General features: G+C 71.1%; 21 protein-coding genes and 1 pseudogene. 16 read left to right on the top strand and 6 right to left on the bottom strand.

All coding sequences use genetic code 11. The features are described 5' to 3' along the window. Window positions 1-104 precede the first annotated feature (104 nt). Window positions 105-1,835 carry a 2-isopropylmalate synthase gene (gene leuA, locus ACQEXA_RS37315; RefSeq protein WP_433132244.1) on the bottom strand — a complete coding sequence of 577 codons (1,731 nt, stop codon included), beginning with the start codon at window positions 1,833-1,835 and terminating at the stop codon, window positions 105-107. Window positions 1,836-2,182: 347 nt separating this feature from the next. On the opposite strand from leuA, the gene ACQEXA_RS37310 reads away from it, so the two are divergent. The 13 genes and pseudogenes from ACQEXA_RS37310 to ACQEXA_RS37250 all read left to right on the top strand — a co-directional run. After that, window positions 2,183-3,253 carry a M4 family metallopeptidase gene (locus ACQEXA_RS37310; protein WP_359391113.1) on the top strand — a complete coding sequence of 357 codons (1,071 nt, stop codon included), beginning with the start codon at window positions 2,183-2,185 and terminating at the stop codon, window positions 3,251-3,253. A 33-nt stretch (window positions 3,254-3,286) separates the two neighbouring features. After that, complete coding sequence (locus tag ACQEXA_RS37305; RefSeq protein WP_432927492.1) at window positions 3,287-3,553, top strand: protealysin inhibitor emfourin; 267 nt, start codon at window positions 3,287-3,289, stop codon at window positions 3,551-3,553. Window positions 3,554-3,641: 88 nt separating this feature from the next. After that, complete coding sequence (locus ACQEXA_RS37300; RefSeq protein ID WP_432927494.1) at window positions 3,642-4,964, top strand: GH1 family beta-glucosidase; 1,323 nt, start codon at window positions 3,642-3,644, stop codon at window positions 4,962-4,964. After that, window positions 4,961-6,229 carry an MFS transporter gene (locus ACQEXA_RS37295; protein ID WP_432939125.1) on the top strand — a complete coding sequence of 423 codons (1,269 nt, stop codon included), beginning with the start codon at window positions 4,961-4,963 and terminating at the stop codon, window positions 6,227-6,229. Before ACQEXA_RS37300 ends, ACQEXA_RS37295 begins: the two co-directional genes overlap by 4 nt. Window positions 6,230-6,270: 41 nt before the next feature. Beyond that, a complete protein-coding gene (locus tag ACQEXA_RS37290; RefSeq protein ID WP_359391107.1) occupies window positions 6,271-6,510 on the top strand; it encodes a type II toxin-antitoxin system CcdA family antitoxin in 240 nt (79 codons plus the stop codon). 47 nt (window positions 6,511-6,557) lie between these two features. Then, entirely contained in the window at window positions 6,558-6,905 is a 348-nt protein-coding gene (locus tag ACQEXA_RS37285; protein ID WP_432939128.1) for a PIN domain-containing protein, read from the top strand. A gap of 162 nt (window positions 6,906-7,067) precedes the next feature. After that, entirely contained in the window at window positions 7,068-8,147 is a 1,080-nt protein-coding gene (locus ACQEXA_RS37280; protein ID WP_359391105.1) for a PhoH family protein, read from the top strand. Window positions 8,148-8,159: 12 nt separating this feature from the next. Next, entirely contained in the window at window positions 8,160-8,657 is a 498-nt protein-coding gene (gene ybeY / locus ACQEXA_RS37275; RefSeq protein ID WP_359391103.1) for an rRNA maturation RNase YbeY, read from the top strand. After that, complete coding sequence (locus ACQEXA_RS37270) at window positions 8,654-9,961, top strand: hemolysin family protein (protein ID WP_361000189.1); 1,308 nt, start codon at window positions 8,654-8,656, stop codon at window positions 9,959-9,961. The genes ybeY and ACQEXA_RS37270 overlap by 4 nt, the downstream gene beginning before the upstream one ends. Next, window positions 9,958-10,317, top strand: coding sequence for an MmcQ/YjbR family DNA-binding protein (locus ACQEXA_RS37265; protein ID WP_432927497.1), 360 nt, complete (start codon window positions 9,958-9,960; stop codon window positions 10,315-10,317). The genes ACQEXA_RS37270 and ACQEXA_RS37265 overlap by 4 nt, the downstream gene beginning before the upstream one ends. Before the next feature lie 42 nt (window positions 10,318-10,359). After that, window positions 10,360-10,713, top strand: coding sequence for a cytidine deaminase (locus ACQEXA_RS37260; RefSeq protein ID WP_432927499.1), 354 nt, complete (start codon window positions 10,360-10,362; stop codon window positions 10,711-10,713). A gap of 212 nt (window positions 10,714-10,925) precedes the next feature. Next, a complete protein-coding gene (locus ACQEXA_RS37255; protein ID WP_432927501.1) occupies window positions 10,926-12,245 on the top strand; it encodes a beta-xylosidase in 1,320 nt (439 codons plus the stop codon). An 87-nt stretch (window positions 12,246-12,332) separates the two neighbouring features. Then, a pseudogene (locus ACQEXA_RS37250) lies at window positions 12,333-13,352 on the top strand (WxL protein peptidoglycan domain-containing protein); the annotation flags it as partial. Here ACQEXA_RS37250 and ACQEXA_RS37245 read toward each other — a convergent pair. Then, on the bottom strand, window positions 13,249-13,587 hold the full coding sequence (locus ACQEXA_RS37245; RefSeq protein ID WP_359391093.1) for a P-II family nitrogen regulator: 339 nt from the start codon (window positions 13,585-13,587) through the stop codon (window positions 13,249-13,251). The pseudogene ACQEXA_RS37250 and the gene ACQEXA_RS37245 overlap by 104 nt on opposite strands. A gap of 277 nt (window positions 13,588-13,864) precedes the next feature. On the opposite strand from ACQEXA_RS37245, the gene era reads away from it, so the two are divergent. After that, window positions 13,865-14,824 carry a GTPase Era gene (gene era / locus ACQEXA_RS37240; protein ID WP_359391091.1) on the top strand — a complete coding sequence of 320 codons (960 nt, stop codon included), beginning with the start codon at window positions 13,865-13,867 and terminating at the stop codon, window positions 14,822-14,824. A gap of 28 nt (window positions 14,825-14,852) precedes the next feature. On the opposite strand, the gene ACQEXA_RS37235 is transcribed toward era, so the two are convergent. After that, window positions 14,853-15,995, bottom strand: a complete 1,143-nt coding sequence (locus tag ACQEXA_RS37235; RefSeq protein ID WP_432927503.1) for a carbohydrate kinase family protein — start codon at window positions 15,993-15,995, stop codon at window positions 14,853-14,855. Between the two features lie 117 nt (window positions 15,996-16,112). On the opposite strand from ACQEXA_RS37235, the gene ACQEXA_RS37230 reads away from it, so the two are divergent. Continuing rightward, complete coding sequence (locus tag ACQEXA_RS37230) at window positions 16,113-16,895, top strand: IclR family transcriptional regulator (protein WP_432927505.1); 783 nt, start codon at window positions 16,113-16,115, stop codon at window positions 16,893-16,895. Window positions 16,896-17,104: 209 nt separating this feature from the next. Further along, complete coding sequence (locus ACQEXA_RS37225) at window positions 17,105-18,448, top strand: MFS transporter (protein ID WP_432927507.1); 1,344 nt, start codon at window positions 17,105-17,107, stop codon at window positions 18,446-18,448. Here the strand turns inward: ACQEXA_RS37225 and ACQEXA_RS37220 are convergent. Genes ACQEXA_RS37220 through ACQEXA_RS37210 form a run of 3 tightly spaced genes read right to left on the bottom strand, consistent with a single transcriptional unit; the run spans window position 18,445 to window position 20,729 of the window. Continuing rightward, entirely contained in the window at window positions 18,445-19,443 is a 999-nt protein-coding gene (locus ACQEXA_RS37220; RefSeq protein ID WP_432927509.1) for an adenosine deaminase, read from the bottom strand. The two genes, ACQEXA_RS37225 and ACQEXA_RS37220, sit on opposite strands and share 4 nt — an antisense overlap. Before the next feature lie 20 nt (window positions 19,444-19,463). Next, on the bottom strand, window positions 19,464-20,369 hold the full coding sequence (locus ACQEXA_RS37215; protein ID WP_432927510.1) for a ribonuclease Z: 906 nt from the start codon (window positions 20,367-20,369) through the stop codon (window positions 19,464-19,466). 6 nt (window positions 20,370-20,375) lie between these two features. After that, the gene (locus ACQEXA_RS37210) at window positions 20,376-20,729 is read right to left on the bottom strand and encodes a histidine triad nucleotide-binding protein (protein ID WP_432927512.1); all 354 of its coding nucleotides are present in this window, start codon (window positions 20,727-20,729) and stop codon (window positions 20,376-20,378) included. Between the last annotated feature and the right edge of the window lie 141 nt (window positions 20,730-20,870).

Here is a 20,870-nt window from a genome sequence, read left to right as displayed (position 1 = left end):
CCGGACGAGACCGTGCCGTGATCTCCGGCCGAAATGGCTGGTCCATGACGCGGCCCCGCCCGCCCTTGAGGGCGGACGGGGCCGTGAACGGGCCGGTCAGAGGGTCAGCGGTCCGCGCGGTTGACCGCGGAGACCACCGCCTTCAGCGATGCACGTGTCGTGTTCGCGTCGATGCCGATCCCCCAGAGGACCTTTCCGTCGATCGCGCATTCGATGTATGAAGCGGCCTGCGCCGAGGCGCCCTCGCTCATGGTGTGTTCCTGGTAGTCCAGCAGGCGTACGTCGATGCCGATGGACTGCAGGGCGTCGAAGAAAGCCGAGATCGGGCCGTTGCCGGAGCCGGTCAAAACCGTGTCCTCGCCGTCGACCGTGGCCTCGACCGTGAGGGTGTCCACGCCGTCCGTGTCCGTCGTCGACTGTCCCGTCCGTACCTGGATGCGGCCCCAGGGGTTGCCCGGGTTCGGCAGGTACTCGTCCTGGAAGACCGACCAGATCTCCGCCGGCGTGACCTCGCCGCCCTCGGCGTCCGTCTTGGCCTGGATGATCTTCGAGAACTCGATCTGCATCCGGCGCGGCAGGTCCAGCTTGTGGTCGTTCTTCAGGACGTAGGCGATACCGCCCTTGCCGGACTGCGAGTTGACGCGGATGACCGCCTCGTAGGAGCGGCCGACGTCCTTGGGGTCGATGGGAAGGTACGGCACAGCCCACTCGATGTCGTCGACGGTCTTGCCCTGGGCGGCCGCGTCGGCATCCATGGCGTCGAAGCCCTTCTTGATGGCGTCCTGGTGGGAGCCGGAGAAGGAGGTGTAGACGAGGTCCCCGATGTACGGGTGGCGGGGGTGGACCTCCATCTGGTTGCAGTACTCCCACGTGCGGCGGATGTCGTCGATGTGGGAGAAGTCGATCTGCGGGTCGACGCCCTGAGAGAAGAGGTTCATGCCCAGGGTGACCAGGTCGACGTTGCCGGTGCGCTCGCCCTGGCCGAACAGGCAGCCCTCGACACGGTCGGCGCCGGCCATCACGGCCAGCTCGGCGGCGGCGACGGCGGTGCCGCGGTCGTTGTGCGGGTGGGCCGACAGACAGACGTACTCGCGGCGGGAGAGGTTGCGGTGCATCCACTCGAAGCGGTCCGCATGCGTCGACGGTGTCGAGCGCTCCACGGTGGCGGGCAGATTGAGGATGATCTCCCGGTCCGGCCCGGGCTGCCAGACGTCCATGACCGCCTCGCAGACCTCCAGGGCGAAGTCCAGCTCGGTGTCGGTGAAGATCTCCGGGCTGTACTGGTAGCCGAACTCCGTACCACCGGCCCCGGTGTCCAGCAGCTTCTCGGCGTACTCCATGACCAGCCGCGTGCCGTCCACGGCGATCTGCTTGATGTCGTCCTTGGAACCGCGGAAGACGACCCGGCGGAAGACGGGGGCGGTCGCGTTGTAGAGGTGGACGTTGGCCCTCTTCGCGCCCTTCAGGGACTCGACGGTCCGCTCGATCAGGTCCTCGCGGGCCTGGGTCAGTACGGAGATCGTCACGTCGTCCGGGATCGCGCCCTCTTCCTCGATGATCGAGCGCACGAAGTCGAAGTCGGTCTGGCCGGACGCCGGGAAGCCGACCTCGATCTCCTTGTAGCCCATCTTCACCAGCAGGTCGAACATCGCGCGCTTGCGGGCCGGCGACATCGGGTCGATCAGGGCCTGGTTGCCGTCGCGCAGGTCCGTGGAGAGCCAGCGCGGGGTCCGGGTGATCCGCTGGTCGGGCCAGGTGCGGTCGGGGATCTCGACCTGGTCGTACGGTCGGTACTTGTGGATCGGCATGCTCGTCGGCTGCTGGCGGTTCGCCATGATGCTCGGGCTCCTCAGAAGGTCCGGGAAGGACGGCCGACTACGCAACGCCAAGCTCCGCGGGGAGGGGGTCGACCTCGACTACAGGCCCTCGCCGCGGCAGCTAAGGAGGAGCAGCCCGAAACGCATGATGCTCCGCATGCTAGCCGAGCCGCACCGGATACGAAGGCCTGTATCAGTATGCGGGACCGGGGAGGCAATTCGGACAAAAGGTGCGTCAGCTCACAGCGGCCGGGATCGGGGGTCATAGCACCTCACCGCGGAACCGGCGGCTCGAAGTCGCGGCTTTTCACCAATCATGGTTGCGGATGGCGACAGAGTCGTGACGGAGTGCAATGGTGCCGGACATGACCACCAACGGGGGCTTTGAGCCCGTCTTCTGCACCATCGTGCCGCCGCACGTCCTCGACAGACTCGCGCAGCACGAGGACTCCTCCGTCGCCACTCCCGCGCGCCGCACCCTGGAGCGCGACGCCCTGGAGCGCACCCGCCGCCGGCTGACCACAGTCCTCGGCGCGCCCGCCGCGACCCCCGCCGAGCACCCGGCCGGCCAGCCGTACCGCACCGTCTACGACGCCGGGCACCAGCAGAACCTGCCCGGCAGGAAGGTCCGCGGCGAGGGCGACGAGCCCGGCCAGGACGCCTCGGTCAACCGGGCCTACGCGGGCCTCGGCGCCACCTTCGAGCTGTACCGGCAGGCGTACGGCCGCGACTCCATCGACGGCAAGGGGCTGCCGCTGGACGCGACCGTGCACTTCGGCGAGGACTACGACAACGCCTTCTGGAACGGCGAGCAGATGGTCTTCGGCGACGGCGACAACGAGATCTTCCTCGACTTCACCATCCCTGTGGACGTCATCGGCCACGAACTCACCCACGGCGTCACCCAGTACTCCGCGAACCTCACCTACTTCGGCCAGTCGGGCGCCCTCAACGAGTCGCTCTCGGACGTCTTCGGCTCACTGATCAAGCAGTACACCCTCGGCCAGACCGCCGCCGACGCCGACTGGCTGATCGGCGCCGGGCTGCTCGCCCCCCACGTCACCGGCAAGGCGCTGCGCTCGATGAAGGAGCCGGGCACCGCGTACGACGACGACGTCCTCGGCAAGGACCCGCAGCCCGCGACGATGGACGGCTATGTGCGGACCAGCCAGGACAACGGCGGGGTGCACATCAACTCCGGCATCCCCAACCACGCCTTCTACCTGGCGGCCAACGCGCTGGGCGGACACGCCTGGGAACGGGCCGGGCAGATCTGGTACGACGTACTGACCGGCGGGGAGTTGCAGCCGGACGCCGACTTCGCGGACTTCGCGAAGCTGACGGCGGCGGCGGCCAAGACCCGCTACAGCGACGGCGGCGAGGAGCAGGAGGCCGTCCTCAAGGCCTGGGAGCAGGTCGGGGTGCCGACCTCGTAGCCCCGAGCGCCCGTCTCGTACTAGACAGGTCCCATGCGTATTCGGGTGAGGCGTACGGGCGGGTTCGCGGGCATCGAGCGCCGGGCCGAGGTGGAGACCTCGGGACGGGCCGACGCCCAGGAGTGGCACGCCCTGGCCGAGCGGGCACTGACCGCCGGCCGGGGCGCGCCGCCGGCCGGCGTGCCGGACGGCTTCAGCTACGAGATCAGCGTGGACGGCAGGACCGTGTACTGCGCGGACCCCCGGCTGACCGAGGAGCAGCGGACGCTGATCTCCCGGGTACTCAAAGAAGGCGCCTGATCCGTCCCCGGGAGGCGTCCGATCCGGCCTCCCGGGATACAAGTGGCAGTTCACGCCTGGCCGTTGACTTCCGTTACCAACGGTAAGGATGATCCGGCGCATGGTGACGAACCCGATACCTCAGTTCCCGGCCGGCTTCCTGTGGGGCGTGTCGACCTCGGCCCACCAGATCGAGGGGGCAGCCGGCGAGCGCGAGCCCTCCGTGTGGGACGCGTTCACCACCGAGCCGGGGCGGGTGAAGGACGGCTCGACCGCGGCGGTGGCCTGCGACTCCTACCACCGCTACCGCGAGGACGTGGCGCTGCTGGCCGGCCTCGGCGTGGACGCCTACCGCTTCTCCATCTCCTGGCCCCGGGTGAACTCACCCGGGGGCCTCGACTACTACGACCGGCTGGTGGACGAGCTGTGCGGGGCCGGAGTGCGGCCGGTGCCGACCCTGTTCCACTGGGACCTGCCGGCCTCACTGGACTGGCTGGAGCGGGACACGGCGTCCCGGTTCGCCGAGTACGTGTCGGTCGTCGCCGAGCGGCTCGGCGACCGCGTCACCAAGTGGATCACCCTCAACGAGCCCGCCGAGCACACCCTGCTGGGCCATGCGCTCGGCGTCCACGCGCCGGGCAGGCGGCTGATGTTCGGCGCGCTGCCGGTGGCCCACCACCAGCTGCTCGCCCATGGCCTGGCCGTCCGGGCGCTGCGCGCGGCCGGGGCGGCGGGCATCGGGATCGCCAACTCGCACGGGCCGACGTGGCCGGCCTCCGGGAGCCGGGAGGACGTGGAGGCGGCGGAGTTCTACGACGTCCTGCTCAACCGGCTCTTCTCCGACCCCCTCCTGCTCGGCCATTACCCCGAGGGCGTCGGCGCGTTGCTGCCCGGCGACGTCGAGGCCGATCTGAAGGTGATCGCGGAGCCGGTCGACTGGTACGGGATCAACTACTACGCGCCGGTGAGAGTGGGCGCTCCGCAAGGCACGGAGATCGAGTTCGGCGGCCTCAAACTCCCCGTCGAGCTGCCCTTCTCGGTGCGGGAGATCGAGGGCCACCCGGTGACGGACTTCGGCTGGCCGGTGGTCCCCGAGGCGCTGACCGAGCTGCTGACCGGCTTCCGGGAGCGCTACGGCGACCGGCTCCCGCCCATCGTCATCACCGAGAACGGCTGCTCGTACGAGGGCGTCGACGACCAGGAGCGCATCGCCTACCTGGACGGCCACATCCGGGCGCTGCACCGTGCGGTGGAGGCGGGGGTCGATGTGCGCGGCTACTTCGTGTGGTCGCTTCTGGACAACTTCGAGTGGGCCGAGGGGTACGCGCAGCGCTTCGGGCTGGTGCACGTGGACTTCGAGGACGGGTCGCTCGCGCGGACCCCCAAGGCGTCGTACGCATGGCTGCGCGACGCTCTGCGGGCGCGAAGATGACGACGGACGAGCGGCCTGCCGAGCGGCCCGCGGACGCGCTCGCCGAGCCTGTCGAGCGGGTCGGCCGGAGCTGGACCGCGGCCCTGTCCCTCGCCAACGCGGCCATCTGGGTCGGCTGGTACGGCCCACTGCAGATCCTGCTCGCCTCCCAGGCGAAGGACTTCGCGCCCGGCTCCGGCATGTCCAAGGAGACGATGCTGGCCTGGGTCACGGGCGCGGGCGCGGTGGTGTCACTGCTCGCGAACCCGTTCTTCGGGGCGCTCTCGGACCGCACCACGGCCCGCTGGGGCCGGCGTACGCCGTGGATCGTGGCCGGGACGGCGGGCGGGGCGCTGTCGCTGCTCCTGCTCGCCGACGCGGGTGGCCCGTGGACCATGGCGCTGGGCTGGTGCCTGGTCCAGCTGACGCTCAACGCCGCCTTCGCGGCCGTGACGGCGGCGGTTCCCGACCGGGTGCCGCGGTCCCAGCGGGGCTCGGTGGGAGGCTGGCTGGGCGCGGCACAGATCCTCGGCGTGGTCGGCGGCACGGGCCTGGCGACCGTGGCCGGGGGCGTCGCCGCGGGCTACGCGGCGTGCACGGTGTTCACGATGGCGGGCGTGCTGCCGTACGTGCTGCGCCACAGGGATCTCAGACTGCCGGCGGCGGACCGGCCGCCCTGGTCCCGGCGAGCCTTCCTGGCCGGGTTCTGGCTCAGTCCCCGCCGCCATCCCGACCTGGGCTGGGCCTGGCTGACCCGATTCCTGATCAACCTCAGCAACGCGCTGGTGCTGCTGTACCTGCTCTACTACCTTCGGGACCGCCTCCACCACGCCGACCCCGACCAGGGTGTGCTCGTCCTCACCGCGGTCAACGGTGTGACCCTCCTCGCCACGGTCGTCGTCGGCGGGGTCTGGTCGGACCGGGTGGGCCGCCGCAAGCCGTTCGTGATCTGGTCGGGCGTACTGATGGCGATCGCCACGGCCGTCCTGTCCGGCTGGCAGACCTGGCCGGGCACGGTCGTCGCGGCCGCGGTCCTGGGCGTCGGGTTCGGGGTCTTCACCTCGGTCGACTTCGCGCTGATGACCGACGTCCTGCCGAGGGCGCTGGACCGCGGCAAGGACCTCGGGATCATCAACGTCGCCAATGCCCTCCCCCAGGTCGCGGCCCCGGCCCTGGCGGCGCCGATCGTGACCCATCTGGGCGGTTACCGGGTCCTGTACCTGGTGGCGGCGGTGATCGGGCTCGCCGGGGCGGTGCTGGTGGGGCGGATCAGAGGGGTGGACTGAAAGCCGGGACAGAAGACGCCATACCACGGTATGGTCTTCTTATGGCGACGAAGAAGATCACGATCACCGTTCCGGAAGAGCTCTTGGAGGCGGCGCGAGGGCTTACGGACAACATCTCCGGCTTCGCGGCTGAGGCCTTGGCGGCCAAGATCAGACGCGAACTACTGGCCGAGGACCTGCGGCGTTACGAGGAGGAGCACGGCGCGTTCACAGAGGAGGAGATGGCCGAGGCCTTCGCCCGCCTCAACGGCACCGCACCCTCGAACCAGGAAGCCGCGTGACACCGATCGCCACCCTCGTCCTCGACTGCGAAGGCCTCTCGGCCTGGATGGCACAGGACCGAAAGACCGTCGCCCTGTTCAAGGCGCTGACCCTCACGGAGGCGAACCTGGTCGTATCGGCCAACACCATCATCGAAGTCACTCACGAAGGCACCAGCATGCCGCGCCTGAACTGGGCACTGTCCCGCGTCAAGGTCGAACCCGTCACCGAGACGGCCGCCAGGGCCGCCGCCGAGCTCCTGAAGGAAGCCGGCCTGCACGGCCACAAGTACGCCATCGACGCCACGGTCGCCGAGGCCGCCCTCCGTCAGTCCGGCCCGGTGGCGGTCCTCACCTCCGACGCCGACGACATGCGGAAGCTGTGCGGCAGCCGCGTCAGGATCATCGCGCTCTGACCGGCCGGGGCGGCGCCGGCCCGGTGACGCAGGTGCTGTCGTACAAGCACACGGAAAAGTCCTACGGCTCTGTCCATGCCGCGTCGTACTCTTGAAACCGCGAGGCCGCCCGCAGCTGCGCGGCCCTACGGAGGAGGAATCGCAGGCCTACAGAGCCGGCCCATGACTCAGACACCCACAGCTCACACCCCCGCGCAGGGGCAGGCGAGAACGCAGATCACCGTCCCTGCTCAGCACCCCATGGTGATGGTGCTGGGTTCCGGTGACTCCCTGCTGCGCGTGATCGAGACGGCCTTCCCGGGGGTCGACATCCATGTCCGGGGCAATGAGATCAGCGCGGTCGGCGACCCGGCGGATGTCGCCCTGATCCAGCGCCTGTTCGCAGAGATGATGCTGGTGCTCCGCACCGGGCAGCCGATGACGGAGGACGCAGTGGAACGCTCGATCGCCATGCTCAGGGCGAGCGACGACGGTGAGGGCGACGGATCTGAGACCCCGGCGGAGGTGCTGACACAGAACATCCTCTCCTCCCGCGGCCGCACGATCCGTCCCAAGACGCTCAACCAGAAGCGCTACGTGGACGCGATCGACAAGCACACGATCGTCTTCGGCATCGGGCCGGCCGGTACCGGCAAGACCTACCTCGCGATGGCCAAGGCGGTGCAGGCCCTGCAGTCCAAGCAGGTCAACCGCATCATCCTGACCCGCCCGGCGGTGGAGGCGGGCGAGCGACTCGGCTTCCTGCCCGGCACGCTGTACGAGAAGATCGACCCGTATCTGCGCCCGCTCTACGACGCGCTGCACGACATGCTCGACCCCGACTCGATCCCGCGGCTCATGGCCGCCGGGACGATCGAGGTCGCGCCGCTGGCCTACATGCGGGGCCGGACGCTCAACGACGCCTTCATCATCCTGGACGAGGCCCAGAACACGAGCCCCGAACAGATGAAGATGTTCCTCACCCGCCTCGGCTTCGACTCGAAGATCGTGATCACGGGTGACGTGACCCAGGTCGACCTTCCGAACGGGACCAAGAGCGGTCTGCGGCAGGTCCAGGAGATCCTGGAGGGCGTCGAGGACGTCCACTTCTCCCGGCTGTCGTCCCGCGATGTCGTACGGCACAAGCTCGTCGGCCGTATCGTCGACGCCTACGAGAAGTACGACAGCGAGAACGGCACCGAGAACGGCACGCACAAGCCGGCCGGACGCGGTAAAGCCGGACACGCGCACAAGGGGAAGTAGACCAGCAGCACCATGTCGATCGACGTCAACAACGAGTCCGGTACCGAGGTCGACGAGCAGGCGATCCTCGACATCGCCCGCTACGCGCTCGCGAGGATGCGCATCCACCCGCTCTCCGAGCTCTCGGTGATCGTCGTGGACGCCGACGCCATGGAGCAGCTGCACGTCCAGTGGATGGAGCTGCCGGGGCCGACGGACGTCATGTCCTTCCCGATGGACGAGCTGCGGCCGCCGGCCAAGGACGAGGAGGAGCCGCCCCAGGGCCTGCTCGGCGACATCGTGCTGTGCCCCGAGGTCGCCGCCAAGCAGGGCGCCGAGGCGGTGACGCAGCACTCCATGGACGAGGAGCTCCAGCTCCTGACTGTGCACGGCGTGCTGCACCTGCTCGGCTACGACCACGAGGAGCCCGACGAGAAGGCCGAGATGTTCGGCCTCCAGGCCGCCATCGTGGACGGCTGGCGCGCGGAGAAAGGTATGACCGGCCCGTCGCCGGCTCCGACCGTCTCATGAATCCGCAATTGGTCCTCGGCGCGATCGCTCTGATCGTCGTCGCCTGGCTCGCCGCCTGCGCGGAGGCGGGCCTGGCGCGCGTCTCCAGCTTCCGCGCCGAGGAGGCCGTACGCAGCGGACGGCGTGGCAGCGCCAAGCTCGCCCAGATCGCCGCGGACCCGACCCGCTACCTCAATGTGGCGCTGCTGGTCCGCGTGGCCTGCGAGATGGCCGCCGCCGCCCTGGTGACGTACGCCTGCCTCCAGGAGTTCTCCGACACCGCCGAGGCGCTCCTGATCGCCATCGCGGTCATGGTCCTCGTGTCGTACGTCGCCGTCGGCGTCTCCCCGCGCACCATCGGTCGCCAGCACCCGCTGAACACGGCGACGGCGGCTGCGTACGTCCTGGTGCCGCTGGCCCGGATCATGGGCCCCATCCCGCCCCTGCTCATCCTCATCGGCAACGCCCTCACCCCCGGCAAGGGCTTCCGGCGCGGCCCCTTCGCCTCCGAGGCGGAGCTGCGCGCACTCGTCGACCTCGCGGAGAAGGAGTCCCTCATCGAGGCCGAGGAGCGCCGCATGGTGCACTCGGTGTTCGAGCTGGGCGACACCCTCGTGCGGGAGCTGATGGTCCCGCGGACGGACCTGGTGGTCATCGAGCGCTACAAGACCATCCGCCAGGCGCTGACCCTGGCCCTGAGGTCCGGCTTCTCGCGCATCCCGGTCACCGGCGAGAGCGAGGACGACATCGTCGGGATCGTCTATCTGAAGGATCTGGCCCGCAAGACGCACATCAGCCGGGACGCCGAGTCCGAGCTCGTGTCCACCGCCATGCGGCCGGCCACGTTCGTGCCCGACACCAAGAACGCGGGCGACCTGCTGCGCGAGATGCAGAAGGAACGCAACCACGTCGCCGTCGTCATCGACGAATACGGCGGCACGGCCGGGATCGTCACCATCGAGGACATCCTCGAGGAGATCGTCGGCGAGATCACCGACGAGTACGACCGCGAGCTGCCGCCGGTCGAGGAGCTGGGCGGGGACCGCTACCGGGTCACGGCCCGTCTCGACATCGGAGACCTCGGCGAGCTGTACGGGCTCGAGGCGTTCGACGACGAGGACGTGGAGACGGTCGGCGGACTGCTCGCGAAGGCGCTGGGCCGGGTGCCCATCGCCGGTGCCTCGTCGGTGGTCGAACTGCCCGACGGGCGGGAACTCCGGCTGACCGCGGAGGCCGCGGCCGGCCGCCGGAACAAGATCGTGACCGTGCTGGCGGAGCCGGTGGGCCCGGTCGAGCCCCCGGAGGAGGAGCCGAAACCGGAATGACCCCCCAGGAGTTGCGCGCGTTCTGCCTGTCCTTCAACGCGGTCGTCGAGGACTTCCCGTTCAACCCGGACACCTCGGTCTTCAAGGTCCTCGGCAAGCTCTTCGCCCTGACGCACCTGGACGCGCGGCCCCTGACGGTCAACCTCAAGTGCGACCCGGACGACGCGGTACGGCTGCGGGCCGAGCACCCCGGTCTGATCATCCCGGGCTGCCACATGAACAAGCGCCACTGGAACACCGTCACCGTGGACGGCGGGCTCCCGGACCGCCTGGTCCGTGAGCTCGTCGAGGACTCGTACGACCTGGTGGTCGCCGGACTGCCGAGAGCCGACCGCCTCCGCCTCGACCGGCCCTGACCCGGGCCGCCTCGAGCGGCCCGTTCTTCGTATGCTCGGGGCATGACCGACAGCAACGCGCTCGAACCCGAGGACCGCAAGATCGTCACCCTGGCCCGTTCCGCGCGGGCCCGCAACGGAGTGCCCGAGGGTGCCGCCGTGCGGGACGAGACCGGGCGTACGTATGTCGCCGGGACCGTCGCCCTCGACTCCCTGAAGCTGAGCGCGCTGCAGACGGCGGTGGCCATGGCGGTGGCGTCCGGGGCGAAGTCCCTTGAGGCGGCGGCGGTCGTGACCGAGTCGGAGTCCGCGTCCGCGGAGGACCGGGCGGCGGTGCGGGACCTCGGTGGACCGCAGACGCCGGTGCTGGTGGCCGGTCCCGACGGGACGGTCCGGGTGACGGTGACGGCGGGCTGAGGCCCCGTACGGCCACGGCCGCTGTCCGTCCGGACGGCGGCCGTTGCCTGCCGTCCGGACGCGGGGCGGTAACCGCCCTTGCGCAGAACGAGAACTGACGGATCGTCAGTCCACTTGCCGCATCTCCATTGACTTCTCACACGACCCGCACATCAATGCCCCCTGTCGGTGCGGAAGAGCCGCCGCGCCCGCAATCACACGAGGGGGCCATCATGGCTTTGCAAACCCGAAGACGCCGCTGGGCCTCGGTGCTCGCGGTGACCGCTCTGGCCGTCGCCGGCACAGGCGCCCTGGCCTGCCCGGCCGGAGCCGCCCCGCAGCAGGTGGACTTCCCCACCCACTGCATCCCGCCCGCGATCGCGGGCATCCCGCCGATCGACGGCACCACCACCGCGAAGATCACGGTGGACAACGCCGCCCCCAAGGTCGGTGACACGGTCGCCGTCACCTACACGGTGGTCACGCCCGCCGCGAGCAACCCCACCGATCTCGCCCTGCCGGCCGACATCATGACGCCCACCGGCAAGGTCACCCTCGGCGGGGCGCAGACCGGCAGCGTCACCGTCACCGGACCCAAGAAGAACGATCCGGTGCCGGGCAGGGGCGCCTTCCCGTCGTTCAGCATGACCGGCACCTTCACGGTCACCTCGCCCGGCGCCATCACGCTCTCGCCGGGCGACTACAACATCCACACCAGCTACATCCTCGAGCTGGACACCCCCTGCACGGTCACCCAGCCGCCCGCGCCCGTCTCCGAGACGGTCACCGCGACGGACTCCACGCCCGTCAACAACCGTGCCATCACCCTCGGTTCGGCCTCCGGAAAGCCCGGCGACAGCGTCACCGTCACGGGCGGCAACTTCACCCCGGGCGCGACCGTGACACTGGCGGGCCGGTCCGGCGCTACGCAGACCGCGGACACGGCGGCAGTGACCGCGGACGCGCAGGGCGGCTTCAGCGGCTCGCTCGTCGTGAACGACACGACGACGACCGGTGTCGTGGCCTACGAGGGCGGCGCCTGGAGCCAGGACAAGGGGGCCGGTCCCGCCGCGTACACCGTCGTGGACGACACACCCGTCCCGGCGAACAGCCAGAAGCTCACCGCCGCGGTGAAGGCCGGCACCCTGTCGATGTCGCAGGCCGGGGACAGCGTGCAACTGTCCTCGGTCGACTTCGGCAAGGGCGGGGCCTCGCAGGGCGCCCTGCAGACGGTGACCGTCAAGGACTTCCGCGGCGGACCCGCGGGCTGGTCCCTGACCGGCAAGGTCACCGACTTCACCGGGCCCGGCGCCAGGATCGACGCCGGACGGCTGAGCTGGACCCCCGCCTGCGCCACCAAGGCGGGCAGCCCGGGCACCTGCCGGGCCGGCTCGGCGGGTGCGGTGGGCGCTTCGGGCGCGACCCTGGCGTCCACACCCGACGGCACGCTCACCGGCGGTGAGTTCACCGTCGACGCCGGGCTCTCGCTGGACGTCCCCGCGTTCGCCCCGCCCGGGTCGTACTCCGGCGTGCTGACGCTCACGCTCACCTGAGTCCGGTTCATCTCGCCCAGCGGCCGGGCGGCCCTCGCACCGGGGCCCGCACCCGCCCGTCCACCTCCTTCCCGGGGGTCCGCACCCATGCGCAAGCCGAACGCCCCGCTCCTGGCTCTCCTGCTGTCCCTTCTCCTCGCCGCCCCGGCGGTGCCCGCCCACGCGGCCGACAACGGCGGCTGGTCGGTCTACCCCGCCTCCTCGCAGCTCGCCGCACGCCCGTACTTCTATCTCTCCGCCGACCCGGGAACGACCCTCGACGACAAGGTGGTCGTCGCCAACAAGACCGGGAAGCCGCTCACCTTCCGGCTGTACGCGGCCGACGCCTACAACACCGTGCGCGACGGCGGGTTCGCCGTGCGGACGCTCACGGAGAGGCAGCGGGGGGTGGGCGCCTGGGCGAAGCCCGCGAAGGACCGGGTGACCGTTCCAGCGCACCGCGCGGTCACCGTGCCCTTCACGCTCCGGGTGCCCGAGGACGCCGAACCGGGCGACCACCCGGGCGCCCTGGTGGCGCTGGACGAGCGGGTCGACCGTGGGAACGGCTCCCTCGCACTCGGTGTGCAGCAGGCCGTCGGCGCCCGCGTCTACCTCCGGGTCGGCGGGCCCACCCTCGCCGCCATCGCCGTCGAGGACGTCCGCCTCAGCCACCACCAGCCCCTGGTTCCCGGCCTCGGGAACAGCACGGCCACCCTCACCTACACCCTGCACAACACCGGCAACGTCACCCTCGACCCGGCGGTGGAGCTGCGGGCGACGGGCCTCTTCGGCCGTACGCTCCTTGCCCGTCGCATTGCCAAGGTTCCCCCGGAGCTGCTGCCCGGTCAGCGTGTGCGGCTCACCGCACCGTGGCGGGGCGCCCCCCAGTTCGACTGGGGCGAGGTCACGGTGACGGCGAGCGCGAAGGACACCCGCGAGTCGGCGGGCACGTCCTTTGTCGCGCTCCCGTGGCTGGTGGTGGCGGTGGCGGCCGCGGCGGGGGCCGTGGCGGGGTGGCTGACGGTCAGAGGGCGTCGGGGCCGCGCTCGCCGGTCCGTACCCGTACGACCGTCTCCACCGGCAGCGCCCACACCTTCCCGTCCCCGATCTTCCCGGTCCGGGCGGCCCGCACGATCGCGTCGATGACGGCGTCGGCCTCCGCGTCCTCCACCACGACCTCGATCCGGACCTTGGGCACGACGTCGACCCGGTACTCGGCCCCCCGGTACACCTCGGTGTGGCCCCGCTGGCGTCCGTAGCCGCTCGCCTCGGTCACGGTCAGTCCGTGCACACCGAGTTCCTGGAGGGCCGTCTTGACCGTGTCGAGGCGGAACGGCTTGACGATCGCGGTGATGAGCTTCATGCCGGGCACGTGACCTTCTGCGCGGGGGCGGGGCGAAGCGGGAGTCCCGGGCTCCGTGGCCCGGGACGCCGCGATCGTAGGCGGTCCCGGCCTGCGCCGTAAGGTCCCGGCGGGTGGGCTCCTCCTCTCCGGTCGCGGGAGAGCCCAGGGCATGGCCGCGTTTTCCGGTTCCGTACGGGGTTGTCCCGGTGACGTTCCGTGGTGCCCCGGGTTTCCCGTACCCTCACCGGGCCCGGGGGCGCTCGGCCGTGCGGCGGGGCTCCGTGGATCAGGGAGAATGGGCGCCATGAGCGTTCGCACCCAGTCCTCCGAGCCGACCGAGGCCGTCCACCGGGCGGGATTCGCCTGTTTCGTGGGCCGTCCCAATGCCGGCAAGTCCACCCTCACGAACGCTCTCGTCGGGCAGAAGGTGGCGATCACCTCGAACCGGCCGCAGACGACGCGGCACACGGTGCGGGGCATCGTGCACCGCCCGGACGCGCAGCTGATCCTGGTCGACACCCCTGGTCTGCACAAGCCGCGCACGCTGCTGGGCGAGCGGCTCAACGACGTGGTCCGCACGACCTGGGCCGAGGTCGACGTGATCGGTTTCTGCCTGCCCGCCGACCAGAAGATCGGCCCCGGTGACCGCTTCATCGCCAAGGAACTGGCGGGGATCAAGAAGACCCCCAAGGTCGCGATCGTCACGAAGACCGACCTCGTGGACTCCAAGACCCTGGCCGAGCAGCTGATCGCGATCGACCGGCTGGGCCAGGAGCTCGGCATCGAGTGGGCGGAGATCGTGCCCGTGTCGGCGGTCGGGGCCAAGCAGGTGGACCTGCTGGCGGACCTGCTGATCCCGCTGCTGCCCGAGGGCCCCGCGCTCTACCCCGAGGGCGATCTGACGGACGAGCCGGAGCAGGTCATGGTGGCCGAGCTGATCCGCGAGGCGGCGCTCGAGGGCGTGCGTGACGAACTGCCGCACTCGATCGCCGTGGTGGTGGAGGAGATGCTGCCGCGCGAGGACCGCCCGGCGGACCGGCCGCTCCTCGACATCCACGCGAACCTCTACATCGAGCGGCCCAGCCAGAAGGGGATCATCATCGGGCCGAAGGGCAAGCGGCTGAAGGAAGTCGGCATGAAGTCCCGCAAGCACATCGAGGCACTCCTCGGGACCCCGGTCTTCCTCGACCTCCATGTGAAGGTGGCCAAGGACTGGCAGCGGGACCCCAAGCAGCTGCGGCGGCTGGGCTTCTGACGGGCCTCGCCCCGAACTCCGCGACCGCTCACGCCGGGCGGCGGAACCCGATGGTCGGCACGGCCCTGCGGCGCGGCCACGGCTCGACGCTCGCCTCCGGGACGAGCCCTTCCAGGAACGCGTAGCGGCTGAGCGCCACGGGGTCCTGGTCCTCGTACGACTGCACCCGGCGCCACCACGCCGCGATCTCGGACCAGCCGGGCGCCGAGAGCGAGCCGCCGAACTCCTGCACGGACAGAGCGGCGGTCAGACCCGCGAAGGCGAGGCGGTCGGCCAGCGGCCACTCGGCCAGCGTGCCGGTGACGAACCCTGCCACGAAGACGTCGCCCGCACCCGTGGGGTCGAGTGCCTCCACGGCGATGGCGGGCACGCCGGCGGATTCCCCGGTGCGCCCGTCCACGGCGTACGCGCCCTCGGCGCCGAGGGTGACGACGGCCAGCGGCACATGGTCGGTCAGCGCACGGGCGGCGGCGCGCGGGCAGTCCGTGCCCGTGTACCGCATGGCCTCCTCCGCGTTCGGCAGGAACGCCTCGCAGTGCTCGAGATCGGTGAGTCCGGCCAGGTCCCAGGCGCCGGTGCCGTCCCAGCCGACGTCGGCGAAGACCCGGGTGCCCTTCTTGGCGGCCTCGGCGATCCAGGGGGCGGGTCGGCCCGGCGTCAGCGAGGCGACGGCGGCGCGGGCGCGGGGCGGGCAGGCGGGGGCGGGCTCCTCCGGCGGCGGTTCGTGGCCGTGGGAGACCATGGTGCGCTCGCCCTCGTACGCCATGGAGACGGTGACCGGCGAGTGCCAGCCGGAGACCCGGCGCGAGGTGGAGAGGTCGATGCCCTCGCCCTGCTCCAGCTCGTCCCAGCAGTACTCGCCGTAGTGGTCGTCGCCGAAGGCGGCCGCCAGGCAGGTCCGCAGCCCGAGGCGGGCCAGCGCGGCGGCCATGTTGGCGACGCCGCCGGGGCTCGAACCCATCCCGCGCGCCCAGGACTCGGTTCCGCGCACTGGGGCGGAGTCCAGCCCGGTGAAGATGATGTCGAGGAACACCGTTCCCGTGAGGTAGACGTCCCAGGGCGGGTCCCCGGGCGCGCGCAGAGCGGTCAGGGGATCGAAGTCGGGATGGTGGTGCGGGTCCTCCCCGATGTGGGGATGGCGGTGCGGTCCCTCTCCGGTGGTCGAGGTCACGGTGGCTCCCTGACATGGTGCGGATCCAGCCAGTGTGCACCAAGAGAGGCGGATGCAGGCCCGTCGACGACTGCCCGGGGACCGGGTGGCGCCGTCGCCCCGGATTACCATCGGCGCATGTCAGAGACAGGGGGCGTCCGCGAGGTGAAGTCGGCCGCGCGCACGGTGGAGCTGCTCGAGGTGCTCGCCGCACGCGGCGACCGTCCGGCGCGCCTGCAGGAGCTGGCCGACCAGTTGTCGGTGCCGCGCAGTTCGATGTACGCCCTGCTGCAGACCCTCATCGCACGGGGGTGGGTGCGCACGGACGTCACGGGCTCCCTCTACGGCATCGGCATCCACGCCCTGCTGACGGGCACGAGCTATCTGGACTCCGACCCGCGGGTCCGGTCGGTGCGCCCATATCTCGACGAGGCGTCGGAGGCGCTCGGCGAGACGATCCACATGGGACGGCTCGACGGCACGGACGTGGCCTATCTGGCGACGCGCGAATCGCACGAATACCTGCGGACGATCAGCCGGGTGGGCCGACGGCTGCCGGCGCACGCGGGCGCGCTCGGCAAGGCGCTGCTGGCGGAACGGCCGGACGAGTCGGTGCCCGCCGGCCCGTACGAGGCGCTCACCCCGCAGACGCACACGACGCGCGCGTCGCTGCTGGCGGACCTCGCCGCGATCCGCGAGCGCGGTCACTCCGTCGACCGCGAGGAGAGCGTCCTCGGCATCGTCGGCTTCGGCTTCGCGCTCCGCTACGACACCCCGGCCCAGGACGCCATCAGCTGCTCGGTGCCGGTGGCCCGGCTGACGCCGGGTCATGAGGAGCGCATCGTCGCCGTGATGCGCGAGGTGCGGGACCGGATCGAGGGGGTCGCGGCACCCCGCGCCGGGGCGCCGCACTGGCGCTGACACGGGAACATCCGGCGACGATCATCGAAAAGCCGAGCACTTACCCGCCGCCACCAGCCTCAAACTGAAAAGTGATCCAGATCACACATCCTGAGCTTCTTCTCGAACCGCGTGCTTGATACAAATTTCCCGCACGTTCCTGTCGGTCGACGGACGGCGCCCACCCCCCTTTTTTTCCAGCCGCCCATCCCGCACGCCCTGGAACGCCCGTGTCCTCCCGCCCCGCCCCGCCCTGGCCCCTCGTCGCCCTCTTCACGGCCGGGTACCTCGCCGCCTATCTGCTGCCGACCACGGTCGGCAGGCTCGATTCCGGCCTGCCGCTGTCCCCGACCCAGGCCGGTTCCATCGGCAGCGCCCTGCTGTTGAGTTCGGCCTGCGCGGGCTTCCTGCTCGCCGCCCACGTCCACCGCATCGGCACCCGCCGCCTCGCGCGTGCGGGGCTGCTGCTCGCCGCCGCCGGGTACGGCACGGCCGCACTCAGCCACAGCATCCCGGTGGTCGTCGCGGGAGCGGTCGCGGGCGGATTCGGCTCGGGTACGGCCACCACGGTCGCCGCGACCGGAATCGCCGCCCACCGCGACCCGCACCGTGCCTCCACCCTGGGTCTGCTCGGCGTCTCCGCGCTCGCCGGGGTGGTCTATCTGACGGTCCCCCACCTCGGGCCGGGCCACGGTCTCCCGCTGGCCGCGCTCGCGCTCACCGCGCTGCTGGTGTGGCCCGCGACCGGCCGCCTCGCCGGTCCGGCCCGGTCGGCGACGCCTCCCCGCGGGACGGGCGCGACGGGCCGCCTGCCCCGTGCCCGCTCCGGGCTCGTCCTCGCGGCCGGGATCCTGTGCTGGTCCCTCGCCCAGAACTCCCTGTGGGGCGTCAGCGGGCGCATCGGGCTCACCCAGGCGCACCTCTCGGAGGTCACCGTCGGCGCAGTCTTCGCGGTCGCGCTCGGCGCCGGGCTGCTCGGCGTGATCGGTGCGAGCGTGCTCGGCCCGCGCCTCGGCCGCGCGGTGCCCATCGGCGCGGGTACCGCGCTCATCGCCGGCTGCATCGCGCTCAGCGCCTCCGCCAACGGCCTCGGCACCTTCGCGGCCGGCGAGATCGCTTGGAACACGCTCTACCCGATCGTGCTGTCGTATCTGATCGGTCTGGCCGCCTCCCTCGACAGCCGCGGCCGCTGGGCCGTCCTGGTCGGCTCGGCGTCCTCGCTGGGCACCGCGGCGGGTCCCCTGGCCGGCAGCCTGCTGTCCGCGCAGGCGGGCTTCCCGGCGATGGGCACGATCCTCGCCGCCGGCCTGCTGGTCATCACGCTCCCGCTGACCGCGGTCGCCCTGCACACCGGCGGCCGTCCCCTGCTGCCCGGCGCGGCACGCCGTCGCACCTCGGCGGTCGTGGTGGCCGTCACCACGGGCACCCCCTCGGGTGCGGTACCAGCGGCCGGCGCACCGGAGCAGACGGTCGTGGAGTTCCCGCTCGACGCGACGGCGGTGACGGCGCAAGAGGAGTACGACACGGCGGGACCCCGGCAGGCGACCGCCGCACCGGGGCCCGGAACCGTCTAGCGTCCGCCGAACTCGTACGCGTCCACCTCGGCCAGATAGCGCGTCCGCCGCTCCTCGTCGTGCTCCAGGAAGGAGGCGGCGAAGGAGTTGCGGGCCAGCTCGCGCATCCGCTCCTCGGTCAGGCCGAGGGTGTCGCGTACGGCGTGGAAGTTGTCCCCGATGTAGCCGCCGAAGTACGCGGGATCGTCGGAGTTGACGGTGCACAGCAGCCCGGCGTCGAGCATCGCGGGCAGCGGGTGGTCCGCCAGGGTGTCCACGGCCCGCAGCCGGACGTTGGACAGCGGGCACAGCGTCAGCGGCACGCGCTCGCGCACCAGCCGCTCCACGAGCGCGGGGTCCTCCATGCAGCGCAGTCCGTGGTCGATGCGCTCCACCCCGAGGACGTCGAGGGCCTCGGTGATGTACTCCGGCGGTCCCTCCTCACCGGCGTGCGCGACCCGGCGCAGCCCGAGGGCGGCTGCGGCCTCGTAGACCTCGCGGAACGTGACCGGCGGGTGGCCGACCTCGGCGGAGTCGAGGCCGACGCCGGCGATCCGGTTGAGGTACGGCTTGGCGGCCTCGAGCGTCTCGAGGGCCGAATCGGCGGACTCGTCCCGCAGGAAGCACATGATCAGCTGAGTGGAGACGCCGTGGTTCTCCTCGCTGCGGCCGAGCGCCCGCCACAGCCCCTCGACGACCGTGCCCATGTCGACGCCCCGGACGATGTGGGCCTGCGGGTCGAAGAAGATCTCGGCATGCCGCACACCCTGCGCGGCGGCCCGCTCCAGATAGGCGTTCGCGAGGTCCTCGAAGTCCTGCTCGGTCCGCAGCACGGCCATGAGCTCGTAGTACAGGTTCAGAAAGGACTGGAGGTCCTCGAAGGCATAGGCCTCGCGCAGCGCGTCCGCGTCGGCGTAGGGCAGTGCCACGCCGTTGCGCGCGGCCAGCGCGAAGGCCAGTCCGGGTTCGAGGGTGCCTTCGATGTGGAGGTGCAGTTCAGCTTTGGGGAGGGGCATCAAAGCATCGTAAGGCCCGGTCATGCGCGTTTCGGGACAGGCACCCTGAGCAGGTCGTGCGCCACGGTCAGCTCCCCTTCGAAGCCGGCGGCCCGGGCCTGCCGCTCGAACTCCTCGGGCTCCGAGTAGCGCTGGCTGAAGTGGGTGAGGACCAGATGCCGCACGCCGGCTTCCTGGGCCACCCGAGCTGCCTGACCGGCCGTCAGATGACCGTGCTCGGCCGCGAGTTCCTCGTCCTCGTCGAGGAAGGTGGACTCGATGACGAGCATGTCGCAGCCCTCGGCGAGGGCGTGCACCCCGTCGCACAGCCTGGTGTCCATGACGAACGCGAACCGCTGACCGCGCCGTGGCTCACTCACGGCTTCCAGCGGGACCCCGTCCAGGGAGCCCTCGCGCTGGATTCGGCCCACGTCAGGGCCCTTGATCCCGTACTCGGCGAGCCGCTCGGGCAGTATCCGCCGCCCGTCGGGCTCGACGAGCCGGTACCCGAACGACTCCACGGGGTGGGACAGCCGGCGGGCTTCGAGCGTGTACGCGGGGGTCGTCGCGAGCACCCCGTCCTCGGCGACCGGTTCCTCGGCCAGCTGCGCGGTCTCCCGGTAGGCCGTCGCGTACCGCAGCCGCTCGAAGAAGAGCTGCCCGGACCGCGGATAGTGCGCGGTGATCCTGTGCGGCACCCTGTCCAGGTTGATGCGCTGAATGACCCCGGCCAGCCCCAGCGAATGGTCTCCGTGGAAGTGGGTGATGCAGATCCGGCGCAGGTCGTGGGCGGCGACCCCGGCCCGGAGCATCTGCCGCTGGGTGCCCTCACCGGGATCGAAGAGGATGCCCTCCCCGTCCCACCGCAGCAGGTAGCCGTTGTGGTTGCGCTGCCGGGTCGGGACCTGGCTGGCGGTGCCCAGGACCACCAGTTCACGTGCGGACACGGCGCCTTACCCGGGGGGCCACTGCATGCCGCGGCCGCCGAGAAGGTGGCCGTGCGCGTGCCAGACGGTCTGTCCTGCGCCGCTGCCGGTGTTGAAGACGACGCGGTAGCTCTCGAGCTTCTCCTGCGCCGCGACCTCGCCGGCCTCGTGCAGCAGGTCGGCGGCGATGGCCGGTTCGGCGGCGGCGAGGGAGGCGATGTCCGGGTAGTGGACCCGGGGAATGATCAGTATGTGGGTCGGCGCCTGGGGGTTGATGTCCTGGAAGGCGACGGTGGTGTCGGTCTCTCGGACGATCGTCGCCGGGATGTGCCCCGCGATGATCTTGCAGAACAGGCAGTCGTCCTGCGGCTCTCCCGCCATGGGTGCCTCCTCGCACAGACTGATCATGACGACGGCATCGTATCGGCCTTCCGTGCCCGCCCTGAGAGGGGCGGGCACGGAAGAACCGACGCCGTGCGGCGGACCAGGCGCGTCCCTACGCCGGTGCCGGGCCCGGGGGGT

This window comes from Streptomyces sp. CA-106110, from assembly GCF_050936285.1.
Classification (GTDB): Bacteria; Actinomycetota; Actinomycetes; order Streptomycetales; family Streptomycetaceae; genus Streptomyces.
Note: the sequence above shows the minus strand (reverse complement) of the source record. Positions and strands in the feature narration are given on the sequence as shown.

Excerpts from the sequence above, each read along its gene's own strand:
- leuA (WP_433132244.1), bottom strand. The coding sequence starts at position 1,835 with ATGGCGAACCGCCAGCAGCCGACGAGCATGCCGATCCACAAGTACCGA.
- ACQEXA_RS37310 (WP_359391113.1), top strand. The coding sequence starts at position 2,183 with ATGACCACCAACGGGGGCTTTGAGCCCGTCTTCTGCACCATCGTGCCG.
- ACQEXA_RS37305 (WP_432927492.1), top strand. The coding sequence starts at position 3,287 with ATGCGTATTCGGGTGAGGCGTACGGGCGGGTTCGCGGGCATCGAGCGC.
- ACQEXA_RS37300 (WP_432927494.1), top strand. The coding sequence starts at position 3,642 with ATGATCCGGCGCATGGTGACGAACCCGATACCTCAGTTCCCGGCCGGC.
- ACQEXA_RS37295 (WP_432939125.1), top strand. The coding sequence starts at position 4,961 with ATGACGACGGACGAGCGGCCTGCCGAGCGGCCCGCGGACGCGCTCGCC.
- ACQEXA_RS37290 (WP_359391107.1), top strand. The coding sequence starts at position 6,271 with ATGGCGACGAAGAAGATCACGATCACCGTTCCGGAAGAGCTCTTGGAG.
- ACQEXA_RS37285 (WP_432939128.1), top strand. The coding sequence starts at position 6,558 with ATGGCACAGGACCGAAAGACCGTCGCCCTGTTCAAGGCGCTGACCCTC.
- ACQEXA_RS37280 (WP_359391105.1), top strand. The coding sequence starts at position 7,068 with ATGACTCAGACACCCACAGCTCACACCCCCGCGCAGGGGCAGGCGAGA.
- ybeY (WP_359391103.1), top strand. The coding sequence starts at position 8,160 with ATGTCGATCGACGTCAACAACGAGTCCGGTACCGAGGTCGACGAGCAG.
- ACQEXA_RS37270 (WP_361000189.1), top strand. The coding sequence starts at position 8,654 with ATGAATCCGCAATTGGTCCTCGGCGCGATCGCTCTGATCGTCGTCGCC.
- ACQEXA_RS37265 (WP_432927497.1), top strand. The coding sequence starts at position 9,958 with ATGACCCCCCAGGAGTTGCGCGCGTTCTGCCTGTCCTTCAACGCGGTC.
- ACQEXA_RS37260 (WP_432927499.1), top strand. The coding sequence starts at position 10,360 with ATGACCGACAGCAACGCGCTCGAACCCGAGGACCGCAAGATCGTCACC.
- ACQEXA_RS37255 (WP_432927501.1), top strand. The coding sequence starts at position 10,926 with ATGGCTTTGCAAACCCGAAGACGCCGCTGGGCCTCGGTGCTCGCGGTG.
- ACQEXA_RS37245 (WP_359391093.1), bottom strand. The coding sequence starts at position 13,587 with ATGAAGCTCATCACCGCGATCGTCAAGCCGTTCCGCCTCGACACGGTC.
- era (WP_359391091.1), top strand. The coding sequence starts at position 13,865 with ATGGGCGCCATGAGCGTTCGCACCCAGTCCTCCGAGCCGACCGAGGCC.
- ACQEXA_RS37230 (WP_432927505.1), top strand. The coding sequence starts at position 16,113 with ATGTCAGAGACAGGGGGCGTCCGCGAGGTGAAGTCGGCCGCGCGCACG.
- ACQEXA_RS37220 (WP_432927509.1), bottom strand. The coding sequence starts at position 19,443 with ATGCCCCTCCCCAAAGCTGAACTGCACCTCCACATCGAAGGCACCCTC.
- ACQEXA_RS37210 (WP_432927512.1), bottom strand. The coding sequence starts at position 20,729 with ATGGCGGGAGAGCCGCAGGACGACTGCCTGTTCTGCAAGATCATCGCG.